17 protein-coding genes and 3 pseudogenes are annotated in these 18341 nt (G+C 59.4%); 11 read left to right on the forward strand and 9 right to left on the reverse strand.

Annotation, left to right across the window (positions count from 1 at the left end):
• Positions 1–31: 31 nt before the first annotated feature.
• Entirely contained in the window at positions 32–817 is a 786-nt protein-coding gene (locus tag OKW39_RS29280) for an IclR family transcriptional regulator (RefSeq protein ID WP_018422624.1), read from the reverse strand.
• 187 nt (positions 818–1004) lie between these two features.
• On the opposite strand from OKW39_RS29280, the gene OKW39_RS29285 reads away from it, so the two are divergent.
• The 3 genes and pseudogenes from OKW39_RS29285 to OKW39_RS29295 all read left to right on the forward strand — a co-directional run.
• Positions 1005–2288: an MFS transporter gene (locus tag OKW39_RS29285; protein WP_429564219.1), complete on the forward strand. Its 1284-nt coding sequence runs from the start codon at positions 1005–1007 to the stop codon at positions 2286–2288.
• 4 nt (positions 2289–2292) lie between these two features.
• Complete coding sequence (locus OKW39_RS29290) at positions 2293–2739, forward strand: type II 3-dehydroquinate dehydratase (RefSeq protein WP_090810774.1); 447 nt, start codon at positions 2293–2295, stop codon at positions 2737–2739.
• A 62-nt stretch (positions 2740–2801) separates the two neighbouring features.
• Positions 2802–3512, forward strand: a pseudogene (locus OKW39_RS29295) (cation diffusion facilitator family transporter); the annotation flags it as partial.
• 9 nt (positions 3513–3521) lie between these two features.
• Here the strand turns inward: OKW39_RS29295 and OKW39_RS29300 are convergent.
• The gene (locus tag OKW39_RS29300; RefSeq protein ID WP_184045046.1) at positions 3522–3794 is read right to left on the reverse strand and encodes a hypothetical protein; all 273 of its coding nucleotides are present in this window, start codon (positions 3792–3794) and stop codon (positions 3522–3524) included.
• Positions 3795–4094: 300 nt separating this feature from the next.
• Between OKW39_RS29300 and OKW39_RS29305 the strand changes: the two genes are divergently transcribed.
• Positions 4095–4910: a class I SAM-dependent methyltransferase gene (locus OKW39_RS29305; protein WP_429332636.1), complete on the forward strand. Its 816-nt coding sequence runs from the start codon at positions 4095–4097 to the stop codon at positions 4908–4910.
• Between the two features lie 24 nt (positions 4911–4934).
• Here the strand turns inward: OKW39_RS29305 and OKW39_RS29310 are convergent, their stop codons facing one another.
• The 3 genes from OKW39_RS29310 to OKW39_RS29320 form a co-directional block, all read right to left on the reverse strand.
• The gene (locus OKW39_RS29310; RefSeq protein WP_090810768.1) at positions 4935–5240 is read right to left on the reverse strand and encodes an acylphosphatase; all 306 of its coding nucleotides are present in this window, start codon (positions 5238–5240) and stop codon (positions 4935–4937) included.
• 109 nt (positions 5241–5349) lie between these two features.
• Entirely contained in the window at positions 5350–6438 is a 1089-nt protein-coding gene (locus OKW39_RS29315) for a hypothetical protein (RefSeq protein WP_090810766.1), read from the reverse strand.
• A gap of 22 nt (positions 6439–6460) precedes the next feature.
• Positions 6461–6901 (reverse strand): hypothetical protein, encoded by a 441-nt coding sequence (locus tag OKW39_RS29320; RefSeq protein WP_429564220.1) that lies wholly within the window; start codon positions 6899–6901, stop codon positions 6461–6463.
• Between the two features lie 598 nt (positions 6902–7499).
• Between OKW39_RS29320 and OKW39_RS29325 the strand changes: the two genes are divergently transcribed.
• Positions 7500–9134 (forward strand): NADP-dependent glyceraldehyde-3-phosphate dehydrogenase, encoded by a 1635-nt coding sequence (locus OKW39_RS29325; protein ID WP_429564221.1) that lies wholly within the window; start codon positions 7500–7502, stop codon positions 9132–9134.
• A gap of 117 nt (positions 9135–9251) precedes the next feature.
• Here the strand turns inward: OKW39_RS29325 and OKW39_RS29330 are convergent, their stop codons facing one another.
• Positions 9252–9698: an SRPBCC family protein gene (locus OKW39_RS29330; RefSeq protein ID WP_429564222.1), complete on the reverse strand. Its 447-nt coding sequence runs from the start codon at positions 9696–9698 to the stop codon at positions 9252–9254.
• Positions 9699–10047: 349 nt separating this feature from the next.
• Positions 10048–10411, reverse strand: a pseudogene (locus OKW39_RS29335) (transposase); the annotation flags it as partial.
• Positions 10412–10692: 281 nt separating this feature from the next.
• Here OKW39_RS29335 and OKW39_RS29340 point away from each other — a divergent pair.
• On the forward strand, positions 10693–11553 hold the full coding sequence (locus OKW39_RS29340; protein WP_429360202.1) for a sterol desaturase family protein: 861 nt from the start codon (positions 10693–10695) through the stop codon (positions 11551–11553).
• The gene (locus OKW39_RS29345) at positions 11553–12707 is read left to right on the forward strand and encodes an acyltransferase family protein (protein WP_429564223.1); all 1155 of its coding nucleotides are present in this window, start codon (positions 11553–11555) and stop codon (positions 12705–12707) included. Before OKW39_RS29340 ends, OKW39_RS29345 begins: the two co-directional genes overlap by 1 nt.
• A 36-nt stretch (positions 12708–12743) precedes the next feature.
• On the opposite strand, the pseudogene OKW39_RS29350 reads toward OKW39_RS29345, so the two are convergent.
• Positions 12744–12863 (reverse strand): annotated as a pseudogene (locus OKW39_RS29350) (IS5/IS1182 family transposase); the annotation flags it as partial.
• Between the two features lie 83 nt (positions 12864–12946).
• On the opposite strand from OKW39_RS29350, the gene OKW39_RS29355 reads away from it, so the two are divergent.
• Positions 12947–13681, forward strand: coding sequence for a haloacid dehalogenase type II (locus tag OKW39_RS29355; protein WP_429564224.1), 735 nt, complete (start codon positions 12947–12949; stop codon positions 13679–13681).
• Here the strand turns inward: OKW39_RS29355 and OKW39_RS29360 are convergent.
• Positions 13664–14263: an NUDIX domain-containing protein gene (locus OKW39_RS29360; RefSeq protein WP_429360207.1), complete on the reverse strand. Its 600-nt coding sequence runs from the start codon at positions 14261–14263 to the stop codon at positions 13664–13666. The genes OKW39_RS29355 and OKW39_RS29360 overlap by 18 nt on opposite strands.
• A gap of 79 nt (positions 14264–14342) precedes the next feature.
• Between OKW39_RS29360 and OKW39_RS29365 the strand changes: the two genes are divergently transcribed.
• From OKW39_RS29365 to treA, 3 genes are all read left to right on the forward strand, one after another.
• Positions 14343–15098: a DeoR/GlpR family DNA-binding transcription regulator gene (locus OKW39_RS29365; RefSeq protein ID WP_184045063.1), complete on the forward strand. Its 756-nt coding sequence runs from the start codon at positions 14343–14345 to the stop codon at positions 15096–15098.
• A gap of 398 nt (positions 15099–15496) precedes the next feature.
• Positions 15497–16297 carry a transporter substrate-binding domain-containing protein gene (locus OKW39_RS29370; RefSeq protein WP_018422645.1) on the forward strand — a complete coding sequence of 267 codons (801 nt, stop codon included), beginning with the start codon at positions 15497–15499 and terminating at the stop codon, positions 16295–16297.
• Between the two features lie 361 nt (positions 16298–16658).
• A complete protein-coding gene (gene treA / locus OKW39_RS29375; protein WP_429564225.1) occupies positions 16659–18332 on the forward strand; it encodes an alpha,alpha-trehalase TreA in 1674 nt (557 codons plus the stop codon).
• The last annotated feature ends 9 nt before the right edge of the window (positions 18333–18341 follow it).

Below are 18341 nucleotides of genomic sequence, written 5' to 3' on the forward strand. Positions count from 1 at the left end.
GCCGCTCGGATGGCTTTGCACTTGTGTCTCGTCATCCCTTGCCGAGCGGCGGCCGACTCGGGAATCCCGCCATATTGCTTAGCTGGGCCAGTTCATTCGCCGCCTCGCGCAGCAGCATCGAGTACTCGTGAATCTTCTCGGTCGTCAGCCGCACCCGCGGACCGGCCAAACTGATGACGCCGACGCAACGCGAGCCGCTCACCACGGGCACCGCCACCGCTGACATGCGCGGGGCAAACACCTCGTCGATCATCGCGTAGCCACGCACGCGCGCAGCGTGCAGGAAGCCCAGCAGCGCCTTGAGCGTCGTCGGCGCATTGGGTCCAAACTCATTGGGCTGTCCAAAACCCTGCTTCAAAACCAGTGCCGCCGCCTGTTCGTCAGTCATTGTCATCAGCCATGCGTGTCCGGTCGACGTGCATGAAAGTCGTGCTGCCTGGCCCATGTCAGGATCGTAGCGAAAGCCGATGCGCTGTCCGTCCGCCTTCCCCACCCAGATGATTGCTTCGCCGTCCACCAACGACAGCCGCGCCAGTTCACCTGTCTGCGCAGCGACGCGTTCGATGATCGGCTGGGCGATATCCGCGATGCCCGTCAGGCTCAGGAATTCCAGCCCGTTCGACGTCATACGCATCGTCAGAATGTAGCGGCTGTGATCGACCAGTTGCCTGACATAGCCGCCTTCGATGAGCTCGGCGAGCACGCGGTGGCACGTGCTGCGGGGCAGGGACAAAGCGTCGGCAATCGCCAGAAGACCCGCGCCTTCGGCTTGCGTCGCCAGGAAATCAAGAATTCTCAGGCCGTTTTTGAGCGACATTTCGCGTGATTTTCATTATGTGCAATGCAGTTCCGGTGCGGAACGCCTCGCTTTCCGAGCGCAAACAATAGCACTTGTTCGTCGCCAGAAACGAACGGTTCGACATATGAGGAATTCAGGAGACAACATGTCATTTTTTGCTGATTCAGCCCTTGCTGCGGAACAACAGTCCGCGCAGGCTCACTTGATGGCGCGTCGGGCGGTGGCAGGCGCAACCGTCGGAACGGCGCTCGAATGGTTCGACTTCGCGCTGTATGGTGTGGTCGCGGCCACGATCTTTCCAAAGCTGTTTTTTCCATCGCTGGACCCGACCGCCTCGCTGCTCGCGTCGTTGGCTAGTTTCTGGGCAGGGCTGGCCGCACGCCCGCTAGGCGCGGTGATCTGCGGGATGCTCGGCGACCGTTGGGGACGCCGCAAACTGATGCTTATCACCGTGTCGGTAATGGGAGCTTCATCGTTCCTGATGGGGCTGTTGCCCACTTACCACCAGGTTGGCATCCTCGCGCCGACGTTGCTGGTGACACTGCGCATCATCCAGGGATTCGCGCTTGGCGGCGAGTCGACGGGCGCGCAACTGATGGCGGTCGAGCATGCGTCTGCTAACCGACGCGGTTGGTATTCGGGCCTGCTTGGCATCTGCTCGCCACTCAGCCAGATTCTCGCCAACTTCTCGCTCTTTACACTGGCCGCGTTGCTTTCATCGGACGACTTCGACTCCTGGGGATGGCGAGTCCCGTTCCTCGCAAGCTTTGTGCTGGTGCTGCTGGGCATCTACATCCGCAGGAAGGTTAGCGAGACACCGGCCTTCGAGGCGCTCAGGAAGAGTGGCTCGCCCACACGCGCTGCCAATCCGCTAGGCACCGTTTTCAAATATCACTGGCGCACCGCGCTTCGCCTGACGCTGTTCTTCTGTGGCCCGGCCGCACTGTTTTATCTGATCGTGGTTTTCTCGCTCAGCTATCTGACGAAACACCTCGGCGTACCAAAGCAGACCGGTTTCATGCTGCTGATGGTTGCGAATGTCTGTGCCATCGCGGGAGCGCTGGCGGGCGGTTATCTGAGCGATCGGATCGGACGCAAACGTGCGCTGATGATCGGCTCGTTCTGCACGCTGATCTGCTGCCTGATCTACTTTCCGATTCTGAACCAGAACTCGATCGCCATGACGATGGCCGTGATGGGCGCCTTCCTCGGCTTCACACAGTTCCAGAGTGGCATCCAGCCGGTGTGGTTCGCCGAGTCATTTCCGACCGATGCGCGCTACACGGGATCCGCACTGTCGTACTCGGGAGCCAACCTGCTCACCGGCGGCCCGATGCCAATCGTCGCCGTGGCGCTGCTCAATGCCTTTAACGGTTCCCCTTGGGCCATCGTAGCGGTCTGCGGCTCGCTGAACCTGATCTCCTTCCTGATGATCGCAATATCCCGGGAAACCAAAGACACGGCCCTGGAACGCTCTTCTACCCACTGACACCATGACTCGCAAACTCTACATCCTCAATGGCTCCAACCTGAACATGCTGGGCGCGCGGGAGCCTCATCTTTATGGCAGCACTACGCTAAAGGACATCGAACAGAACTGCCTCGCGCTGGCCGACGCCCTCGAGTTCGACTGCGTATTCCGACAAACGAACAGCGAAAGCGAGTTGATCGACTGGATCCAGGAAGCGTTCTTGCAGGACGCCGCGCTGATCATCAATCCAGCCGGCTTTTCATTCGGTCGGATTCCGGTGCTCGACGCAGTCAAGCTCATCCGCCGACCAGTAGTGGAATTGCATATCACCAACATCCACCGACGCTCGGAGGAATATCGTCACTCGACGATTTCGGTGGCGGCTACCGCGGTAATTTGCGGGGCTGGCGCAAACGGATACTTGCTGGCAATCCGCGCGATTGACGATCTGTGGGGCAACCAGACCTGAGCCGGCTCCTCTATTCATGAAGCACGCGGGCTCCTCGATGGAGCCCGCTTCGGCAGGAGAGCAGTCGACGCTTCCAGCACGGCTTCTGGCACATCGAGCCGCTCGTGCTCGTGTTCAACGGCAATCTGCTGTCGGTGCTGTGCTTTTATGCTTTCATCAACGCGGTCAAAGGCCTGCTCGACGGCGGCCACGAGCTCGAGTTCGGCTGGGGCGTCTTCTACGCAGTGGTGGTTGCCACGTTCGCCTTCGTCATGTTCTTGCGCGAGCGGCGCGTGAATCGCGCGATCGACTCCGAACTGATAGGGCTCGACATCAAGAGCTGGCTGATGTCGGCGTGCGTCAGCGCGGCGCTGTTGCTGGCGTTTTTGATTGCATGGCTGCTCGAACGAATCGGGCACGGCCACCTGACACCGTACATCGACCCCGGCGTGCTCGCACTACTGACGCTCGTCCTGATCCCGATGCCGATCGGAACCGTGATCGGCGCGGTCAAGGAAGTGTTGCTGATCACGCCGCCGGATCTGGAGCGCGGACTGCGCGACCTGATGCAACAACTGACCGCCTACTACGGCTTCGTCAAGCACTCGCACTACGCGACGCGCGTCGGCCGCGGCCTGTTCGTCGAGGTGCATATCGTGTTGCCCGAGGCGATGGAGCACGCCGGCGTCCGCCAGCTCGATCAGATCCGCGACAGGATCTCGCGCGCAATCGGCGAATCGGGCCCGGACCGCTGGCTGACGGTGGCGTTCACGCGCGAGCCGCGCTGGTTGTAACTTTCGCGACTAGTCCCCGAACGGGTTGTTGGTGTCCTTCACTTCGGTACTGAGGTTGTATTCTGCACGCATGGCCTTGAGTACGCCCTCGATGTCGCGCTCGAAGCCGATCGCGTTACCGAAGTGGGTCATATTCCAGTTGCAGCCTGTCTTGTCAGCCTCTTGCAATTGCGGCCGCGGCACGCGAATCTTCACGCCATCCTCGACGATTTCCTGCAGTCGATGGATTCGCCGACTGACCTCCTGCTGAAGCTGCGAGGCATTAAGCGTCTTGCGTATCATCCAGGTCTCCTCCCGGTTGCTCGAGCCAGTCTAACGCAAGTGACGCGTTTCGCGACCTGGCGCTGAAATGCGAAGCGCCAGAGAGAAAGCAGGCGTATTGGTTCGTGGGGGTGCGTCAGCCAGCGCCGACGCGCGCGAAAGTCTGGCGGCTTTAGACGACGTTGGTTGTGCGTCGCACCACACATTTGTTCGCTGTCTCTGTCGCCGCCTGATTGTTTCCCCGATAGCCAGACATACGGATTACGAGGAACATAGGCATGCGCTAAAGGTTGCCAACGTGTAAAACCGGTGGGGGTAAGCATGGGACAACTCGACTTCAGTACCTTCGAGCACGAAGGTTGGGAGCGGGTCGCGCAGGCCTATCATGAGTATTTTGGCGATTTGACCGCCCAGTCGAACCAGGCCATGCTCGAGACCCTCTGCATTCGGCGGGGAGCCCGTTTTCTCGACGTCGCCTGCGGCCCGGGCTACCTCGCGGCGGCCGCCGCGCGCAGCGGCGCGGATGTCGCCGGCGTGGATTTTTCGGTCGCGATGGTCGACAAGGCGAGACGCGTCTTTCCGGCACTTGAGTTTCGCGTCGGCGACGCGGAGGATTTGCCATTTCCCGACGCAAGCTTCTCGGCAGTGGGGATCAGCTTCGGAATGTTGCACTTTGCGCACCCCGAGCGCGCACTCGCGGAGGCGTTTCGTGTACTGCAACCTAACGGCAGAATCGCCTTCACGGTATGGGCGACACCGAACAAGGCGGTTGGCTTCGGCATGGTGTTGAAGGCGATCGAGGAACACGGGACGACCGACGTACCCGTCCCGCCGGGACCACCCTTCTTCCGATTCAGCGATTGGGAGGAATCGAAGCGCCTGTTGCTCGATGCCGGGTTCGTCCAACCGGAGGTGCGGGAGTTGGACCTCACGCTCGTGCTTCGTGCTCCCACTACACCTTTTCATGCACTCCTGCGTGGTGGCGTGCGGGTTTCCGCGTTGCTACACGCGCAGACGCCGGCCGCGCTAGCTTCTATTGAACGGGCCGTCGCACACGAGGCGCAGGCGTATCGCAGCGATACGGGGGACCTCAGGCTTCCGATGAGCTGCGTTCTGGCTTCCGCACTCAAGCCTTAGGGCGAGCGGGTTGACTCAACTCAACTAGACCGTCGCGGCGAGCTTGAATTCATCGAACCTGGCTACTGGTGGCGATAGTTCCTGGACTTCCAGACGGTCCACCAGAGCTGCATGGGCACCGTCAACCAGCCAATCGCAGATTCGCTCGAGTTCTTCTGCGTGTCCTTGCAACACAGCCTCGACCGAACCGTCCATCCGATTGCGCACCCAACCCGTGATGCCTCGAGCCGTGGCCTCGTTGATGCAAGCCTGCCGGTAACCTACACCCTGCACGTGGCCATATACCCTGACCAGTCTGGTCCGTAAATCGGTATCGAACTGTGGCGTCATGATGCACGTAACTCCAGGCCGGATAAGACGCAGCGCAATTGCCTCTGGTCGCTGTCGCTGTCAGTCCGGAAGCAAAAGCGCTGCTCGACACGAATCGCGAATTCGACAGTCAACCTCCGCGCACCTCGTCGCTTTCGCCTGCCGAGTCTGTCGCCTCCCAATCCGCCTTCGTCGTTGCTGCTGGCGTCACCGGCTTGATACGTGTCCACCACGCGGTATTTGCCGGTGCATGGAAGCGGAACTGCGTGCTCCATGCCGCCCAGAACTCCCGCTGTGCGGCCTGGGACGTCGGGAGAACAAAACCTAATTTCTCAGCGAGTGCCGGCAGATAAAGGTCAAACGCTGATTTGACAACGTCGCCCCAGCTTCTTGCCTCTAGAATCGCAAGCCGATACGCAATTGCCGCAATGGCGGCCGCAATCGCAGCGTTCTGAAAAAGATCCGCCAACAGGTAATTACCGGCCAGTCCGTCGGCAAGCCAGATGTCAATCGCTCGCACCAAGGTAAAGATGGACGTAAAGGTACCCAGGACGACGAGTCCGACCAGAAAGTCGACTGGCGCTCTCGCATCCGCAATGATTGCCTGATAGTCCTTTGGGATGACTGCAAGAAGACGCGGCCATACGAATATGCTGTCAACCTTATAGACTTCGCTCGAGTAACCCTCGAATGCACGCAACGTGTTCCCAAAGGCCGTAGGAAGAACGAGATTTTCATGCCGGGGGAAATCACGGGCGTTCCGCTCCTGGTTGCGGTACAGCCTCGCCCTTACGGTGGCTCGGTTCGATTCAGCCTTTCTGTATTCCAACGATTCCTTTGAGGCTTTAAGCCGCTCGATTGTACTGTTCTCTGTAGCGAGTTCCGTACGGAGGCGTTCTATGAGGTCCAGCTGACGATTGCGGCGATTTCGCTCATCGCGCTTCCAGGCCTCGCGATTGAATGGCCATTTGTATCCTTCGAGGACCTGATAAAACCAGTTGTTCAATACCAACAGGATCAGCGATAGGACCCATACGATGATGAGGAAAGAGAACAGGCTTCCAACCTTGTCGCTGTCCGAGGTCGCTTTGAGTAGCAAATCGCAAAATGCCGGGATATCGGCGTTTGCCGCGAGAAAGCCTGTAAAGCCAAGCAGGGCCGGCAAAAAGAAGCCGAGGATAAATGCTTTGTCCAGCAGTTTCGATAGGCCCGAGAGCATCGGAGATTATCCCTTGGCAAGTTCAGCGACGCACTGGCGGCGGGTTGTCGTCATCTGGGTCCTGCTGCGACTGTCCCGGAAGACCTCCGAATTGAAGAGCCCGGTGAACCGCATTCAAATCGATGCTTGCCAGTTTGCTCGCAGGCGTTGCTGAGCCGGAGTCGTCTACAAGATGTTGATAGAGGAAATCGACAATCGCACTGAGCGCATTGAGGGCGCTCGCGTAATCTCGTGCGATCGCCAGGTCGTGGACTTCTACGGCCCGCCTCATCACCAATTCGCGTAGCGGTTCCGGTGCTGATTCGTATTGGCGAGCAAACGCGGCGTTCCGTTTGATCTCTTCAAGCCGGTCAATCGCTTTTGAGGCACTGCGGCGGCTCTGCCCCCTAGGTACATGCGTGGCGCTGCGTCCGACCACTTTTGTCAGCAGTTCGACGATTTCACGAGATGAGTTTTCTTTCATCCTGGCTCTCCAAGGGGAAAACACACTCGCCTCCCCGCCCGCCCGGTCGTCAATGCTCGAACCGTTACTCGATGTTAGTACAGCTGTTCGGTAGGAGGAAACAGTATATCGGTGCGCAGGCCGCAGAAGTGTCACGTGGACTTCGCAACAAGTGAACTATCGCCGGGTTCCTCGCTGCCTCGCACATACGGTTGGTCAAGCGAGCGGCACAGGACAATCCCTGAACGCTTGCCGGGCAATGTTCAGGAACATGCGGGCGCAATTCTCCGCAGCGAAATGTTGGTTTCCGACCGTCGCTGCCCGGTCAAAGTGTAGGGTGAATCCCACCATCGAGTCCACGTCGCCACTGTCACGCGAGCATTCAACGCCTACGCAGCCCGTTAGCGGCACGCTTGCCTGACAGCCCCTCCGTCGGCACGGTCTTTGCGTCCAGAAACTGCGTCAACCGGAGATAGCCATGATGCGATGTTTTGCGGACTTCGCTCCCAAGCAAGCGCTGCGCGGCAGTGCAGCCGTACTTGCTGCCACCATACTCCTAACAGCATGCGGGACGGGAATGGCGGCATTCGCCGGTACTGCACGAACATAGGAGCGAAACGTGGCAAATATTGACTTCGAGAACCTCCGGCAGTTGTTTCCAGTCACCGACGATATTCCCGATTCCGTCCGCCTCGCGGAGCCGATTCATCAGCGCGTCTCGCTCGTCGATGGAGAACTGAAGGCATGGGATGGCGCCTGCAAGAGCGTGCAGTCCCCAGTCTGCGTGCGACAAGCCTCCGGCGACGCTGAACAGGTCGTAATTGGCAGTTATCCGGTCATGGGCGAGGTCGAGAGCGATGCCGCGCTGAACGCGGCCGTGCGAGCCTACGATCACGGCCGCGGTGAGTGGCCAACGATGACAGTCGCGCAGCGCATCGGCTGCATGCAAGACTTCATTCGTCTCATGGCCGCCAGTCGCCATGAGATTGTGAATCTGATCATGTGGGAAATCGGCAAGAGCCTTGCCGATTCGCAGAAGGAGTTCGACCGCACCATCAGCTATATGCAAGACACTATCTCGGCGCTCAAGGAGCTAGACAATAGCAACTCGCGCTTTGTCATCGCCGAGGGCACCATCGGCCAGATTCGCCGCACCCCGCTGGGCGTCGTACTGTGCATGGGGCCTTACAACTATCCGCTGAACGAAACGTTCGCGACGCTCATTCCCGCATTGCTGATGGGCAACACCGTCGTGTTCAAGCCGCCCCAATATGGCACGCTGCTGTTCTTTCCACTGCTCGAGGCTTTCCGCTCTGCTTTCCCGAAAGGCGTCGTCAACACGATTTATGCACCGGGTGCGGTGGTGGTGCCACACATGCTCGCCTCAGGAAAGATCGACGTGCTTGCCCTCATCGGCTCAAGCAAGGTTGCAGACCACCTGAAAAAACAGCACCCAAAGTCGCATCGGCTACGCGCCGTTCTCGGCCTTGACGCCAAAAACGCCGCGATTGTGTTGGCTGACGCCGACATAGACCTCGCCGTGAAGGAATGTCTGCTCGGTACGTTGTCGTTCAATGGTCAACGGTGCACAGCGCTCAAGATATTGATGGTGCACCGCTCGATCGCCGATACGTTTCTTCAGCGCTTTAACGCAGCGCTCAAAAATCTCAAGGTCGGCATGCCGTGGGAACAGGGTGTGTCCATTACACCGCTGCCGGGCATGCATCGCACGGCCTACATGACTCAGGCAATTGACGATGCGAAAGCGAAAGGCGCGGCGGTCGTGAACGAAGGGGGTGGCGTGTTCTGCAAAACTCTTTTCTATCCGGCCGTGGTGTACCCCGTGAAGGAAGGGATGATGCTCTATCGTGAGGAGCAGTTCGGACCGATCATCCCAGTCGTGCCGTTCGATGACATCGATACACCACTCGAGTATGTCATCACTTCGGACCACGGTCAGCAGGTCAGCATTTTCGGCACCGACGCTGCCCAAATTGGCTCGCTGGTCGACCCGCTCGTCAATCAGGTGTGCCGCGTCAATCTCAACAGCCAGTGCCAGCGAGGCCCAGACGTCTTTCCGTTTGCCGGCCGCAAGGATTCTGCGGAAGGTACGCTATCGGTCACCGATGCGTTGCGCGCGTTCTCGATTCGCTCCATGGTCGCGGCCAAGGAGACCGACCTGAACAAGACGCTGCTCGATACGATGGTCACGAATCATCACTCGAAGTTCGTGAATACCGGTTTTATCTTTTAGCGGCTCGATGGGTATCGAGCTCGAGTCCCGGTGCGGAGATTCAGCGCGCGACGCCGTAAAGGTCAGCGCATCGCGCGCATGGTTGAGTGAAAGGGAGCAAGCGGCTGTTATTGAATGTCAGTCCGCAATCTCCGGCTCGACCAGCTTCGCCAGTTGCGCGAGCGACTCCTGCCAGCCGAGGTAACACATCTCGACCGGAATCATCTCGGGGATGCCTTCCTGCACGATGTTCAGTTCGGTCCCGCACGACACCTGCCGCAACGAAACGGTCGTGTGCATCTGACCGGGCAGATTCGGGTCGTCGAAGTGGTCCGAATAGCGGATCTTTTCGAACGGCACCAGTTCGATGTACTCGCCGCCGAACGAGTGCCCCTTGCCCGAGCCGAAGTTATGAAACGACATCCTGTAGGTGCCGCCGACGCGCGCATCCATCTGATGCACGTCGCAGGTGAAGCCATACGGCGGTAGCCATCTCGCCATCGCGGCGGGTTCGAGGAACGCGCGATAGATACGCTCGGGCGTCGTGCGCAAAACACGGTGGAATTTGACGGTTCCGGTAGCCATGATGAGTGTGCCTTTCACTGGAGGGGTTGGACATACTGTCACGACGCGCCCGCGTTGCGGGAATCGACACGCATGAGACCAGGCAAAACCCGTAAACGGTTGACACTCGTTTAACAGGTATATCGCCCCATACGGACTGCGTTGCGGTCGAAGCGTCCCCGGTCGCCATAGCGTCCCCGTCCTTTTTTAGATGATCGATGATTGCAACGCATCAGGGACCGCCGGCCTACGCCGGCCATTGAAGTCCGGATGCGTGGCTGCAATCGTTACCTCAATCCGTTGCAAACGAGAACTTGGCAAGCCGGGGGCGTCCATGCATGGTGTATAGGCAACTTGATGAGCAGGGACTTCAGGCGGCGAGTTTCTGCTGAACCGGTTGATCGTCTTTCACCGGTTCGCCATCCCTGAAGGCAATGCCTTCCAGCAACAGCTTGATCTTTTCGGGCCCTTGACGCGGCGCCAGGCTTTCTCGGCTTCCTCGATCAGCTTGAATGCCAGACCAAGGAAGGTGGGTCGCGACACACAGTTGCGCGTGCGCGTCGTACGGTGTCGCACCGTCGCGAACGTCGACTCAATCGCATTCGTGGTCCGCAAATGCTGCCAGTGCTCAGCCGGGAAGTCGTAAAACGCCAGCAGGCTTTCCCGGTCCTTCTTCAACGTTTCCGTTGCCTTCGATATTTCGACGCGTAGACCGTCACGAAACGATCAAACGCGCCTTCCATTCGCCATTCGAGGTCTTTGCCCCAACACTTGCTTCAGCAGCTCAACCTCAAGGCTCTAAACATTAAACCCGCCGTTGCGCTTCGACCTTGAAACCGCCGTTTACGTACGGCCATAAAACATAATTCGTATTACATATAGGCGATACCCGCTGAATGATGGCCGAAACTGACGGTGTGATGCGCCCCCGAGAGCACCCGTGTCCCACTATCCTCATAGCAGCGTTGTGCAGCACAGCATTCGAAGACCTCCACATCTCGAATCGGGGAAAAAGATGCAAACGTTCGATGTGTTGACTTATGTTGCTCATACCTTGCGTGCGGGAGAGCGCGTAGCTGTTGCCTCTATTCTCTGCGTCGCCGTCGAGATAATGCTGCCGTATGGCAAGGTGTCGTTTGCATCACGCGCACGCGGCATTCTGTTTCACATTTGTTATTTGTTTATAGGTGGGCTTTTCTTCGAAATTTATCATTCTGTGATCGTCGCACTGCATATCCGACCGCTTTTCTCGATAGCGCTTGACGGCGTATTGGATTCGCCGCGGCCAGTCTGGCGCGCCACCGGCATCGCACTTGCTATCGCTGGGGCGTTACTGATTGGTGATTTGCTGTACTACTGGTTCCATCGCGCGCAGCATACGTTCGGTTTCTTGTGGCGGTTCCACCAGGTCCACCATTCGATTCGCGAGATGAATGTGTGGAACTGCAATATGCATGTATCGGAGGAGTTGCTCCGTCCCCTGGTTGTCACGCTTCCAATGGCACTACTGATCGACTTCCATCCTCCTTTCCTATGGTCGTTGATTGGCATGGTGATACTCATTCAGGGCACCTTCGAGCACGCCGATACACGCATCAGCTTTGGCCCGATTTCCTATCTGTTCCCAGACAATCGATTTCATCGAATTCATCATTCAGTCGAGTTGCGCCATTACAACCGAAATTTCGCTGCAGTCGTGACCGTATGGGACGTATTGTTTGGGACCGCACACTTCCCGAAGAAAGGCGAATGGCCCGATGTCGGTCTTGACTACACTGATGAACCTGACGGTCTGGTTGATTATCTGCTGATGCCATTCACCGTCAGGCTACCCGCCACCGCTGTACAAGACCCATCCCCACGGAGTACGGAGTGATGTCCCCACTCGCAACGACACTCGGATCGCGGCTTGCCGATGCGAAAAACAGGCCATCGGGTTTCGACTACATGCGTCTCGTGCTCGCCGTCCTCGTGGTCGCGAGCCACACCATTAACGTCTGTTATGGTCACAAGTTCACTCAAGCAGTATGGTCCGGGCCTGCACGAGCACCGCTCGCGCTAATTTTGCCAATGTTCTTCGCTCTGAGCGGTTTCCTGGTTGCTGGCAGCTTCGAACGTTGCCGCACGATCGTTTCCTTCTGCGGGCTGCGGGTACTGCGGCTGCTACCCGCATTGGCGGTCGACACGCTGATCGCCGCATTGCTGATCGGGCCGTTCTTTACCACGCTTCCACTTCATCAATATTTCACTGATCCCGAGTTCCGGGCGTACTTCCTGAACATTCTCGGAGACGTCCATTTCGCGCTGCCAGGTATGTTCGCCAACAATCCTTGGCCGGATGCAATCAATCAGCAATTGTGGACGTTACCGTTCGAACTAGCCTGTTACGTCGCATTGACTATTGCGTCGTATGCCGGCATGGCACAACGACCGCATCTTTTACTCGCCGCATCGATTGGTGCGAACGTCTTACTCGTTGCGCTTGCGCACCGTTCCGGTTCGGCTGGTATAACCGTACACGGACCGATGCTCGTTCTCTGTTTCTTCTATGGCGTTTGCGCGTACCAGTTCCGCAACCGGATCGTCTGGAGTTCATGGCTCTGTGTGCTATCTGGCCTCGTCGCAGTGATTTGCCTATCCGTTCGCGGCGCGGATTACTTCGCGGCGCTGCCCGCCACCTATCTGACCGTCTTTCTCGGACTCACGCAACCAAGACGCCACCGCTTTGTCGCAAGCGGTGACTACTCATACGGCATCTTTCTTTACGGTTTCCCGATACAGCAAACTGTGGCCGCGATGCTTGCCCCGGCCGCCCTCACCTGGTACGTTCATTTTCCGATTTCCCTCGCCCTCACACTTCTCTTTGCAATGATGTCTTGGCATGGCGTCGAAAAGCGTGCCCTGAAACTGCGCGGCTTGCTGGACCGTATCGAAACCGGTGCGTTGCATATCGCCGCCGCCGTGCCGGGGGGGCGATATCTCGTACCGGCGCCCGCGGTCCGAATCACGAAGTCGCCGACCCTCGAATGATCGTCAGAAGGCGGGGAGAGGCAGCCGCAGAGATTCAATCTCGCGCAATTCGTAGCGGCGCTGCGGGGCGTCTTTGCTCATCAAGGTCAGATACGGAGCAGCGAAATACCACTCTTCATCCAATACATCCGTTGGGTAGGGCCTGCGTTTTTTCATGCCGCCAGGATACCAGGTCTGGCGCGAAGTTCCTAACACGCATCTAAGATGGGTGGTTCCCGTCAGAGCCACAAAGGAAGGTCATGGGCATCGACTCGACACATCAAACCGCCATCAAAGCTTTCGTGTTCGATGTCTTCGGAACCGTGGTTGACTGGCGAAGCGGCGTCGCGCGCGAAGCGCAACCGTTTCTGCAGTGGCACGCGCCGAATCTCGACGCATCCGACTTCGCGGACGCATGGCGACGCGAGTATTCGCCCGCGATGGAAGAAGTGCGTAGCGGACGCAGAGCGTATGTGCGTCTCGACGTGCTGCACCGGGAAAACCTCGTCAAAGTGCTGGCGCGTTTCGGCATCGCCAACGTTCCCGAACCGGAGATCGATGAGTTGAACCTGGCCTGGCATCGGCTGGACCCCTGGCCCGATGCCGTCGACGCATTGCGGCGCCTGAAGGCGCGCTTCATCATCGCACCGCTATCCAACGGCAACATTCGCCTGATGGTGGACATCGCAAAGCGTGCCGGTCTGCCTTGGGATGCCATTCTCGGTGCCGAAGTCGTCCGCGCTTATAAACCCTCGCCGCTGGTCTATAGCGAAACGGCGGAAATTCTCGGCATTGCGCCACGCGAATTATGCCTCGTGGCCGCACATAACAACGATCTCGCCGCTGCCCGGCGCGTCGGCTTGCGCACCGCGTTCGTCGTGCGGCCCACCGAGCATGGCCCTCAACAGACTAGCGATCTGAAGGCGGACGAGGCGTGGGACTTCATCGTCGACGATCTGCACGAACTCGCGACGCAACTAGGCTGCGCGCGCTGACGCAAACCCACGCAAGGCGACGTACTGCAACAGCATGATTGTCTTGCCGTCGACGATTTCCCCTGCGTCGACCGCTCGCAACGCGGCGTGCAACGGCATTTCGATCACCTCGAGATCTTCCCCTTCATCCTCGACGCCACCGCCGTCGTTGACCCGCATCGACGCGTCGTACTCGCCGACATAAAAGTAGAGCTTTTCGGTTACGGATCCCGGGCTCATGTAGGCCTCGAAAATCTTGTGGACCTGACCCACGCGATACCCCGTTTCCTCCTCGACTTCGAGCCGGATGCGTTCTTCCGGCGAAGCGTTGTCGAGCAACCCGCCCGGCGCTTCGATCATCATGCCGTCGTGACCGTTCACGAACGCGGGCATGCGGAATTGTCGCGTGAGTATCACGTTGCCGGTGCGCGGACTGTGCAGCAGGATCGTCGCGCCGTTGCCGCGATCGTAGGTCTCGCGGTTCTGCCGCTGCCATGTGCCATCGCGACGCAGAAAGTCGAACGTCACCTTCTTCAGCGTGTACCAGTCGTCGGATAGCAAGGTCGTTCCGACGATGCGAACCCGGTCTTTCGTTGCGGTCATGGCGCCTCCTGTCGACCATGGACAATGATTCATGGTATCGTGCAACTTCGTGCACTTTCAAGATATTTCGTGCAATGCAATGTTGACGACCCAACGCAAGAAAGCGATCCTCGACGAACTCGCGCGCAACGGGCAGGTCCTGGCAGGCGAGCTGAGCGCGGCGTTTGGCGTGTCGGAAGACACGATCCGCCGCGATCTACGCGAACTGGCCGCGCAGGGGCGCTTGCAGCGGGTCCACGGCGGCGCGTTGCCCGCGTCGGCGGCGCTCGCGTCATTCGAGCAGCGTCAGGACATCGAGACGCTCGCCAAGCGGCGCATCGCTCGGCGAGCGGTCGAACTGATCGCGCCGGGGCAAACCGTGATCGTCGACGGCGGCACCACGTCGGCGCTATTGGTCCAGGCGCTGCCGTCCGATTTGCACGCGACCATCGTCACGCATAGTCCGAGCGTCGCCACGGCGCTTGCCGCGCATCCTTGTGTCGAGGTGATCCTGATTGGCGGCCGGCTTTACAAACATTCGATCGTGGCCGTCGGCGCCGCGGCGATGGAAGGCATTTCGCGCATCCATGCCGACCTGTACTTCATGGGGGTGACCGGCGTGCATCCCAGCGCTGGGCTGAGCACCGGTGACTTCGAGGAAGCCGCGATCAAGCGCGCGCTCGCCGCGCGGGCGGCGGAAACGGTCGTGCTCGCGTCATCGTCGAAACTGAACGCCGCATCGCGGTTCGTGATCGGCGAGATCAAACTCGCGCAGACCATCGTGGTCGAGAAGAAGACCCGCGCGGAATTGACGAAGCCGATCGAAGCGGCTGGGGTGACTGTGGTGAGAGCGTAGGGGTGGCGCGCCCTGGATCACGCCGACGTCCTGGCTTTCGAGCAGGTACATGACGAAATCGCTGTCGTTGGCGATCACGCGTCCGTCGGGCGTACGCCGCCCGATCACTCCCGCGCCTGACGGATAGACATAGAAGGCGCCGGTCGGACGAGGACAATAGAGCCCATCGATCGCATTCAGTCTATCCACCACGAGATCGCGCCGCTGCGATTTTTCGAAGCCGGAGTTTCATCCGCGCGCGCCCGCTTCCGAACAAAGATAAAACAGGCGACTTCTGGAGTGCTAGGATGACGCGCGCAACCCGGCTTGTTCCACGAAGCGACACTGCCGGGTTGCCGACGCGATGGTGAAATCGTTGCGTTGCGCAGCCTGATACTCAAGTACAGAGGAGACACTCAATGAAACTTTCGAAGCTGCTTATAAACGCGTTGGCGCTCTCGGCTCTCAGCTTTACCGCGGTCGCGGCTCATGCCGAAGATCTGCTCGACTCGGTAAAACAGGCCGGAGTCCTGAAGATCGGTCTCGAAGGCACCTATCCGCCCTTCGACTCGCGCAACAAGGACGGCGAGCTCGAAGGCTTCGACGTCGATGTCGCGAAAGCCGTGGCGGCGAAACTCGGCGTAAAGCCGGTATTCATTCCGACCGAGTGGAGCGGCATTATCGCGGCGCTGCAGAGCGGCAAATTCGACGTGATCATCAATCAGGTCACCATTACCCCGCAACGCAAACAGGTTCTTGATTTCAGCCAGCCGTACACGTACTCGGCCGCGCAGCTGATCCAACGGGCGGACGACAAGCGTGAGTTCAAATCGCTCGACGAATTCAAGGGCGACAAGAAGATCGGCGTGACGCTCGGCACCAACTACGACCAGATGGCCCGCGCGGTACCTGGCATCAACGTGCAAACTTATCCGGGTGCACCCGAGAAACTGCGCGATCTCGCCGCCAGGCGTATCGATGCGACGATCGACGACCGGCTGATGCTGCCGTACATCATCAAGAACTCGCAGTTGCCGTTGCGTACGGGCGCGGTGCTAAAAGGCGCCGAGCAGGAAATGGGCATCCCGTTCCGCAAGGACAATCCGAAGTTCGCGAAAGCACTCGACGACGCGCTGACCCAAATGAAGCAGGACGGCACGCTCAAGAAGATCTCGATGCACTGGTTCGGCACGGACGTGACTCAGCCTATCGCGCAGTAATTTTCTCGTTGTTCTCGCGTACCCGCGCCGAGCTGCCGAATGGTCGACGCGGGTACGCCGCTTGCTCGCTGAGCGGTTTCTGCCGCGCAATCGCTCGCGATCAACGCTTCCATTGCTTCGAATCACGAAGCAAGCGCGGATACGCCATTACGCGCACCTTCTCCCTCGTTCATCACGTTTCATTCTTCGTGCTGAATGCATGCACGCTCTGCTGCGCCGCAGTTGCCTGATGCTTCGAAAGCGTGCGATGCTTTCGGAGCCATTGATCCGGCCACCTCGTGTCGGACTCGCATGTCGCCGGGAGACGACCTCGAATGGCACGCGATGAGACCAGTGAAATGCCCACAACCTTGGAGGCATCATGAGCATTCAATCACTGTCTCGCAGCCGCAACGCATCAACCGCCCATCTCTTCCCCAGCTCAAGTAAGTACTTCGTGCCGCGGCGTTCGCCGATCACGCTCGGCGTCGCCTGCATCGCCTCGCTCGTCTTCGCATCCGCGAGCTGTCTGGCCGATATCCAGGTGGGCGCTACGCTGCCGCCGGCGCCCGACATTCTGTACGGCGATCTGTTCGTCGCCGTGCAAACCGCGCAGATCTTCGCCGACCAGAAGACGTTCGTCGACGCGACGCCGAATGGCAATCCCGCCGCGATCGTCCAGCTATACGAAACGCAGAAGAACCAGCCCGGCTTTTCGCTGCAGAAATTCGTCAGCCAGTACTTCACGCCGCCGCCCGATCAGAGCATCACGCCGCCGCCGAACCAGAGTCTGCGCGAGCACATCGACTGGCTCTGGGACGGCCTCACGCGCACGACGACGAGCGCGCCCGACTACAGCTCGCTGATCCCGCTGCCCAAACCATACGTCGTGCCGGGCGGCCGCTTTCGCGAAGGCTACTACTGGGATACCTATTTCACGATGCTGGGGCTGCAGGAGTCCGGACGTGAAGATCTCGTCGACGATATGCTCGACAACTTCGCGTACATGATCGACACGTTCGGCCACATACCGAACGGCAATCGCACGTACTATCTGAGCCGCTCGCAGCCGCCGTTCTACTCGTATATGGTGGAGCTCGCGGCGCAAAAGGAAGGCAACAAGGTTTATCAGAAGTACCTGCCTGTGCTGCGCAAGGAGTACGCGTACTGGATGCAAGGCTCGTCCAGCACGCCGCCCGGCGGCGCTACGCACAATGTGGTCGTGCTCAACGATGGCACCGTGCTGAACCGCTACTGGGACGATCTGGACACGCCGCGCGACGAGTCGTACCTCGAGGACGTGCAGACCGCGCAGGCGAGCGGCCGGCCGGCCAACCAGGTCTACCGCGATCTGCGCGCGACCGCCGAAAGCGGCTGGGATTTCAGCTCACGCTGGTTCGGCGACAACCAGACGCTCGCAACGGTGCGCACGACATCGATCATCCCGGTCGATCTGAACAGCCTGTTGTTCCATCTGGAGACGACGATCGCGCGCGGCTGCTCGGAGACACGCGACTTCCGTTGCGTCGCGCAGTTCATCGGCTACGCGGCGCGGCGCGCGCAAGGCATCAACCGCTATCTGTGGAATAGCAACGGCTACTACGGCGACTATGACTGGCAACTCGGCAAGTCGCGCGACAACCAGACACCGGCGATGCTGTATCCGCTGATGGCCGGCGTGGCGTGGCCCGATCGCGCGTGGAAGACCGCCCAGACCCTGCAGAATGTGCTGCTCAAGCAGGGCGGCCTCACGACGTCGACCTATAACACCACGCAGCAATGGGACGCGCCGAACGGCTGGGCGCCGTTGCACTGGATCGCGATTCAGGGCCTCAAGCGCTACGGACGCGCCGACCTCGCGCAGCCGATCGGCACGCGCTTTCTCGCGGACGTCGAGAACGTCTACAACACGCAGCACAAGCTCGTCGAGAAATACGTCGTGGAAGGCGCGGGCGAAGGCGGCGGCGGGGGTGGCGAGTATCCGCTGCAGGACGGCTTCGGGTGGACCAATGGCGTAACCTTGATGCTGCTCGATCTGTATGGCAATGGGCAGTGAGTCCCCGCG

Source organism: Paraburkholderia sp. MM6662-R1 (assembly GCF_050436245.1).
In the GTDB taxonomy this organism is placed as follows: Bacteria; Pseudomonadota; Gammaproteobacteria; order Burkholderiales; family Burkholderiaceae; genus Paraburkholderia; species Paraburkholderia tuberum.

Bases quoted from the DNA above. Each gene is read 5' to 3' on its own strand.
- OKW39_RS29280 (WP_018422624.1), bottom strand. From the start codon at position 817: ATGTCGCTCAAAAACGGCCTGAGAATTCTTGATTTCCTGGCGACGCAA.
- OKW39_RS29285 (WP_429564219.1), top strand. From the start codon at position 1,005: ATGGCGCGTCGGGCGGTGGCAGGCGCAACCGTCGGAACGGCGCTCGAA.
- OKW39_RS29290 (WP_090810774.1), top strand. From the start codon at position 2,293: ATGACTCGCAAACTCTACATCCTCAATGGCTCCAACCTGAACATGCTG.
- OKW39_RS29300 (WP_184045046.1), bottom strand. From the start codon at position 3,794: ATGATACGCAAGACGCTTAATGCCTCGCAGCTTCAGCAGGAGGTCAGT.
- OKW39_RS29305 (WP_429332636.1), top strand. From the start codon at position 4,095: ATGGGACAACTCGACTTCAGTACCTTCGAGCACGAAGGTTGGGAGCGG.
- OKW39_RS29310 (WP_090810768.1), bottom strand. From the start codon at position 5,240: ATGACGCCACAGTTCGATACCGATTTACGGACCAGACTGGTCAGGGTA.
- OKW39_RS29315 (WP_090810766.1), bottom strand. From the start codon at position 6,438: ATGCTCTCGGGCCTATCGAAACTGCTGGACAAAGCATTTATCCTCGGC.
- OKW39_RS29320 (WP_429564220.1), bottom strand. From the start codon at position 6,901: ATGAAAGAAAACTCATCTCGTGAAATCGTCGAACTGCTGACAAAAGTG.
- OKW39_RS29330 (WP_429564222.1), bottom strand. From the start codon at position 9,698: ATGGCTACCGGAACCGTCAAATTCCACCGTGTTTTGCGCACGACGCCC.
- OKW39_RS29340 (WP_429360202.1), top strand. From the start codon at position 10,693: ATGCAAACGTTCGATGTGTTGACTTATGTTGCTCATACCTTGCGTGCG.
- OKW39_RS29345 (WP_429564223.1), top strand. From the start codon at position 11,553: ATGTCCCCACTCGCAACGACACTCGGATCGCGGCTTGCCGATGCGAAA.
- OKW39_RS29355 (WP_429564224.1), top strand. From the start codon at position 12,947: ATGGGCATCGACTCGACACATCAAACCGCCATCAAAGCTTTCGTGTTC.
- OKW39_RS29360 (WP_429360207.1), bottom strand. From the start codon at position 14,263: ATGACCGCAACGAAAGACCGGGTTCGCATCGTCGGAACGACCTTGCTA.
- OKW39_RS29365 (WP_184045063.1), top strand. From the start codon at position 14,343: ATGTTGACGACCCAACGCAAGAAAGCGATCCTCGACGAACTCGCGCGC.
- OKW39_RS29370 (WP_018422645.1), top strand. From the start codon at position 15,497: ATGAAACTTTCGAAGCTGCTTATAAACGCGTTGGCGCTCTCGGCTCTC.
- treA (WP_429564225.1), top strand. From the start codon at position 16,659: ATGAGCATTCAATCACTGTCTCGCAGCCGCAACGCATCAACCGCCCAT.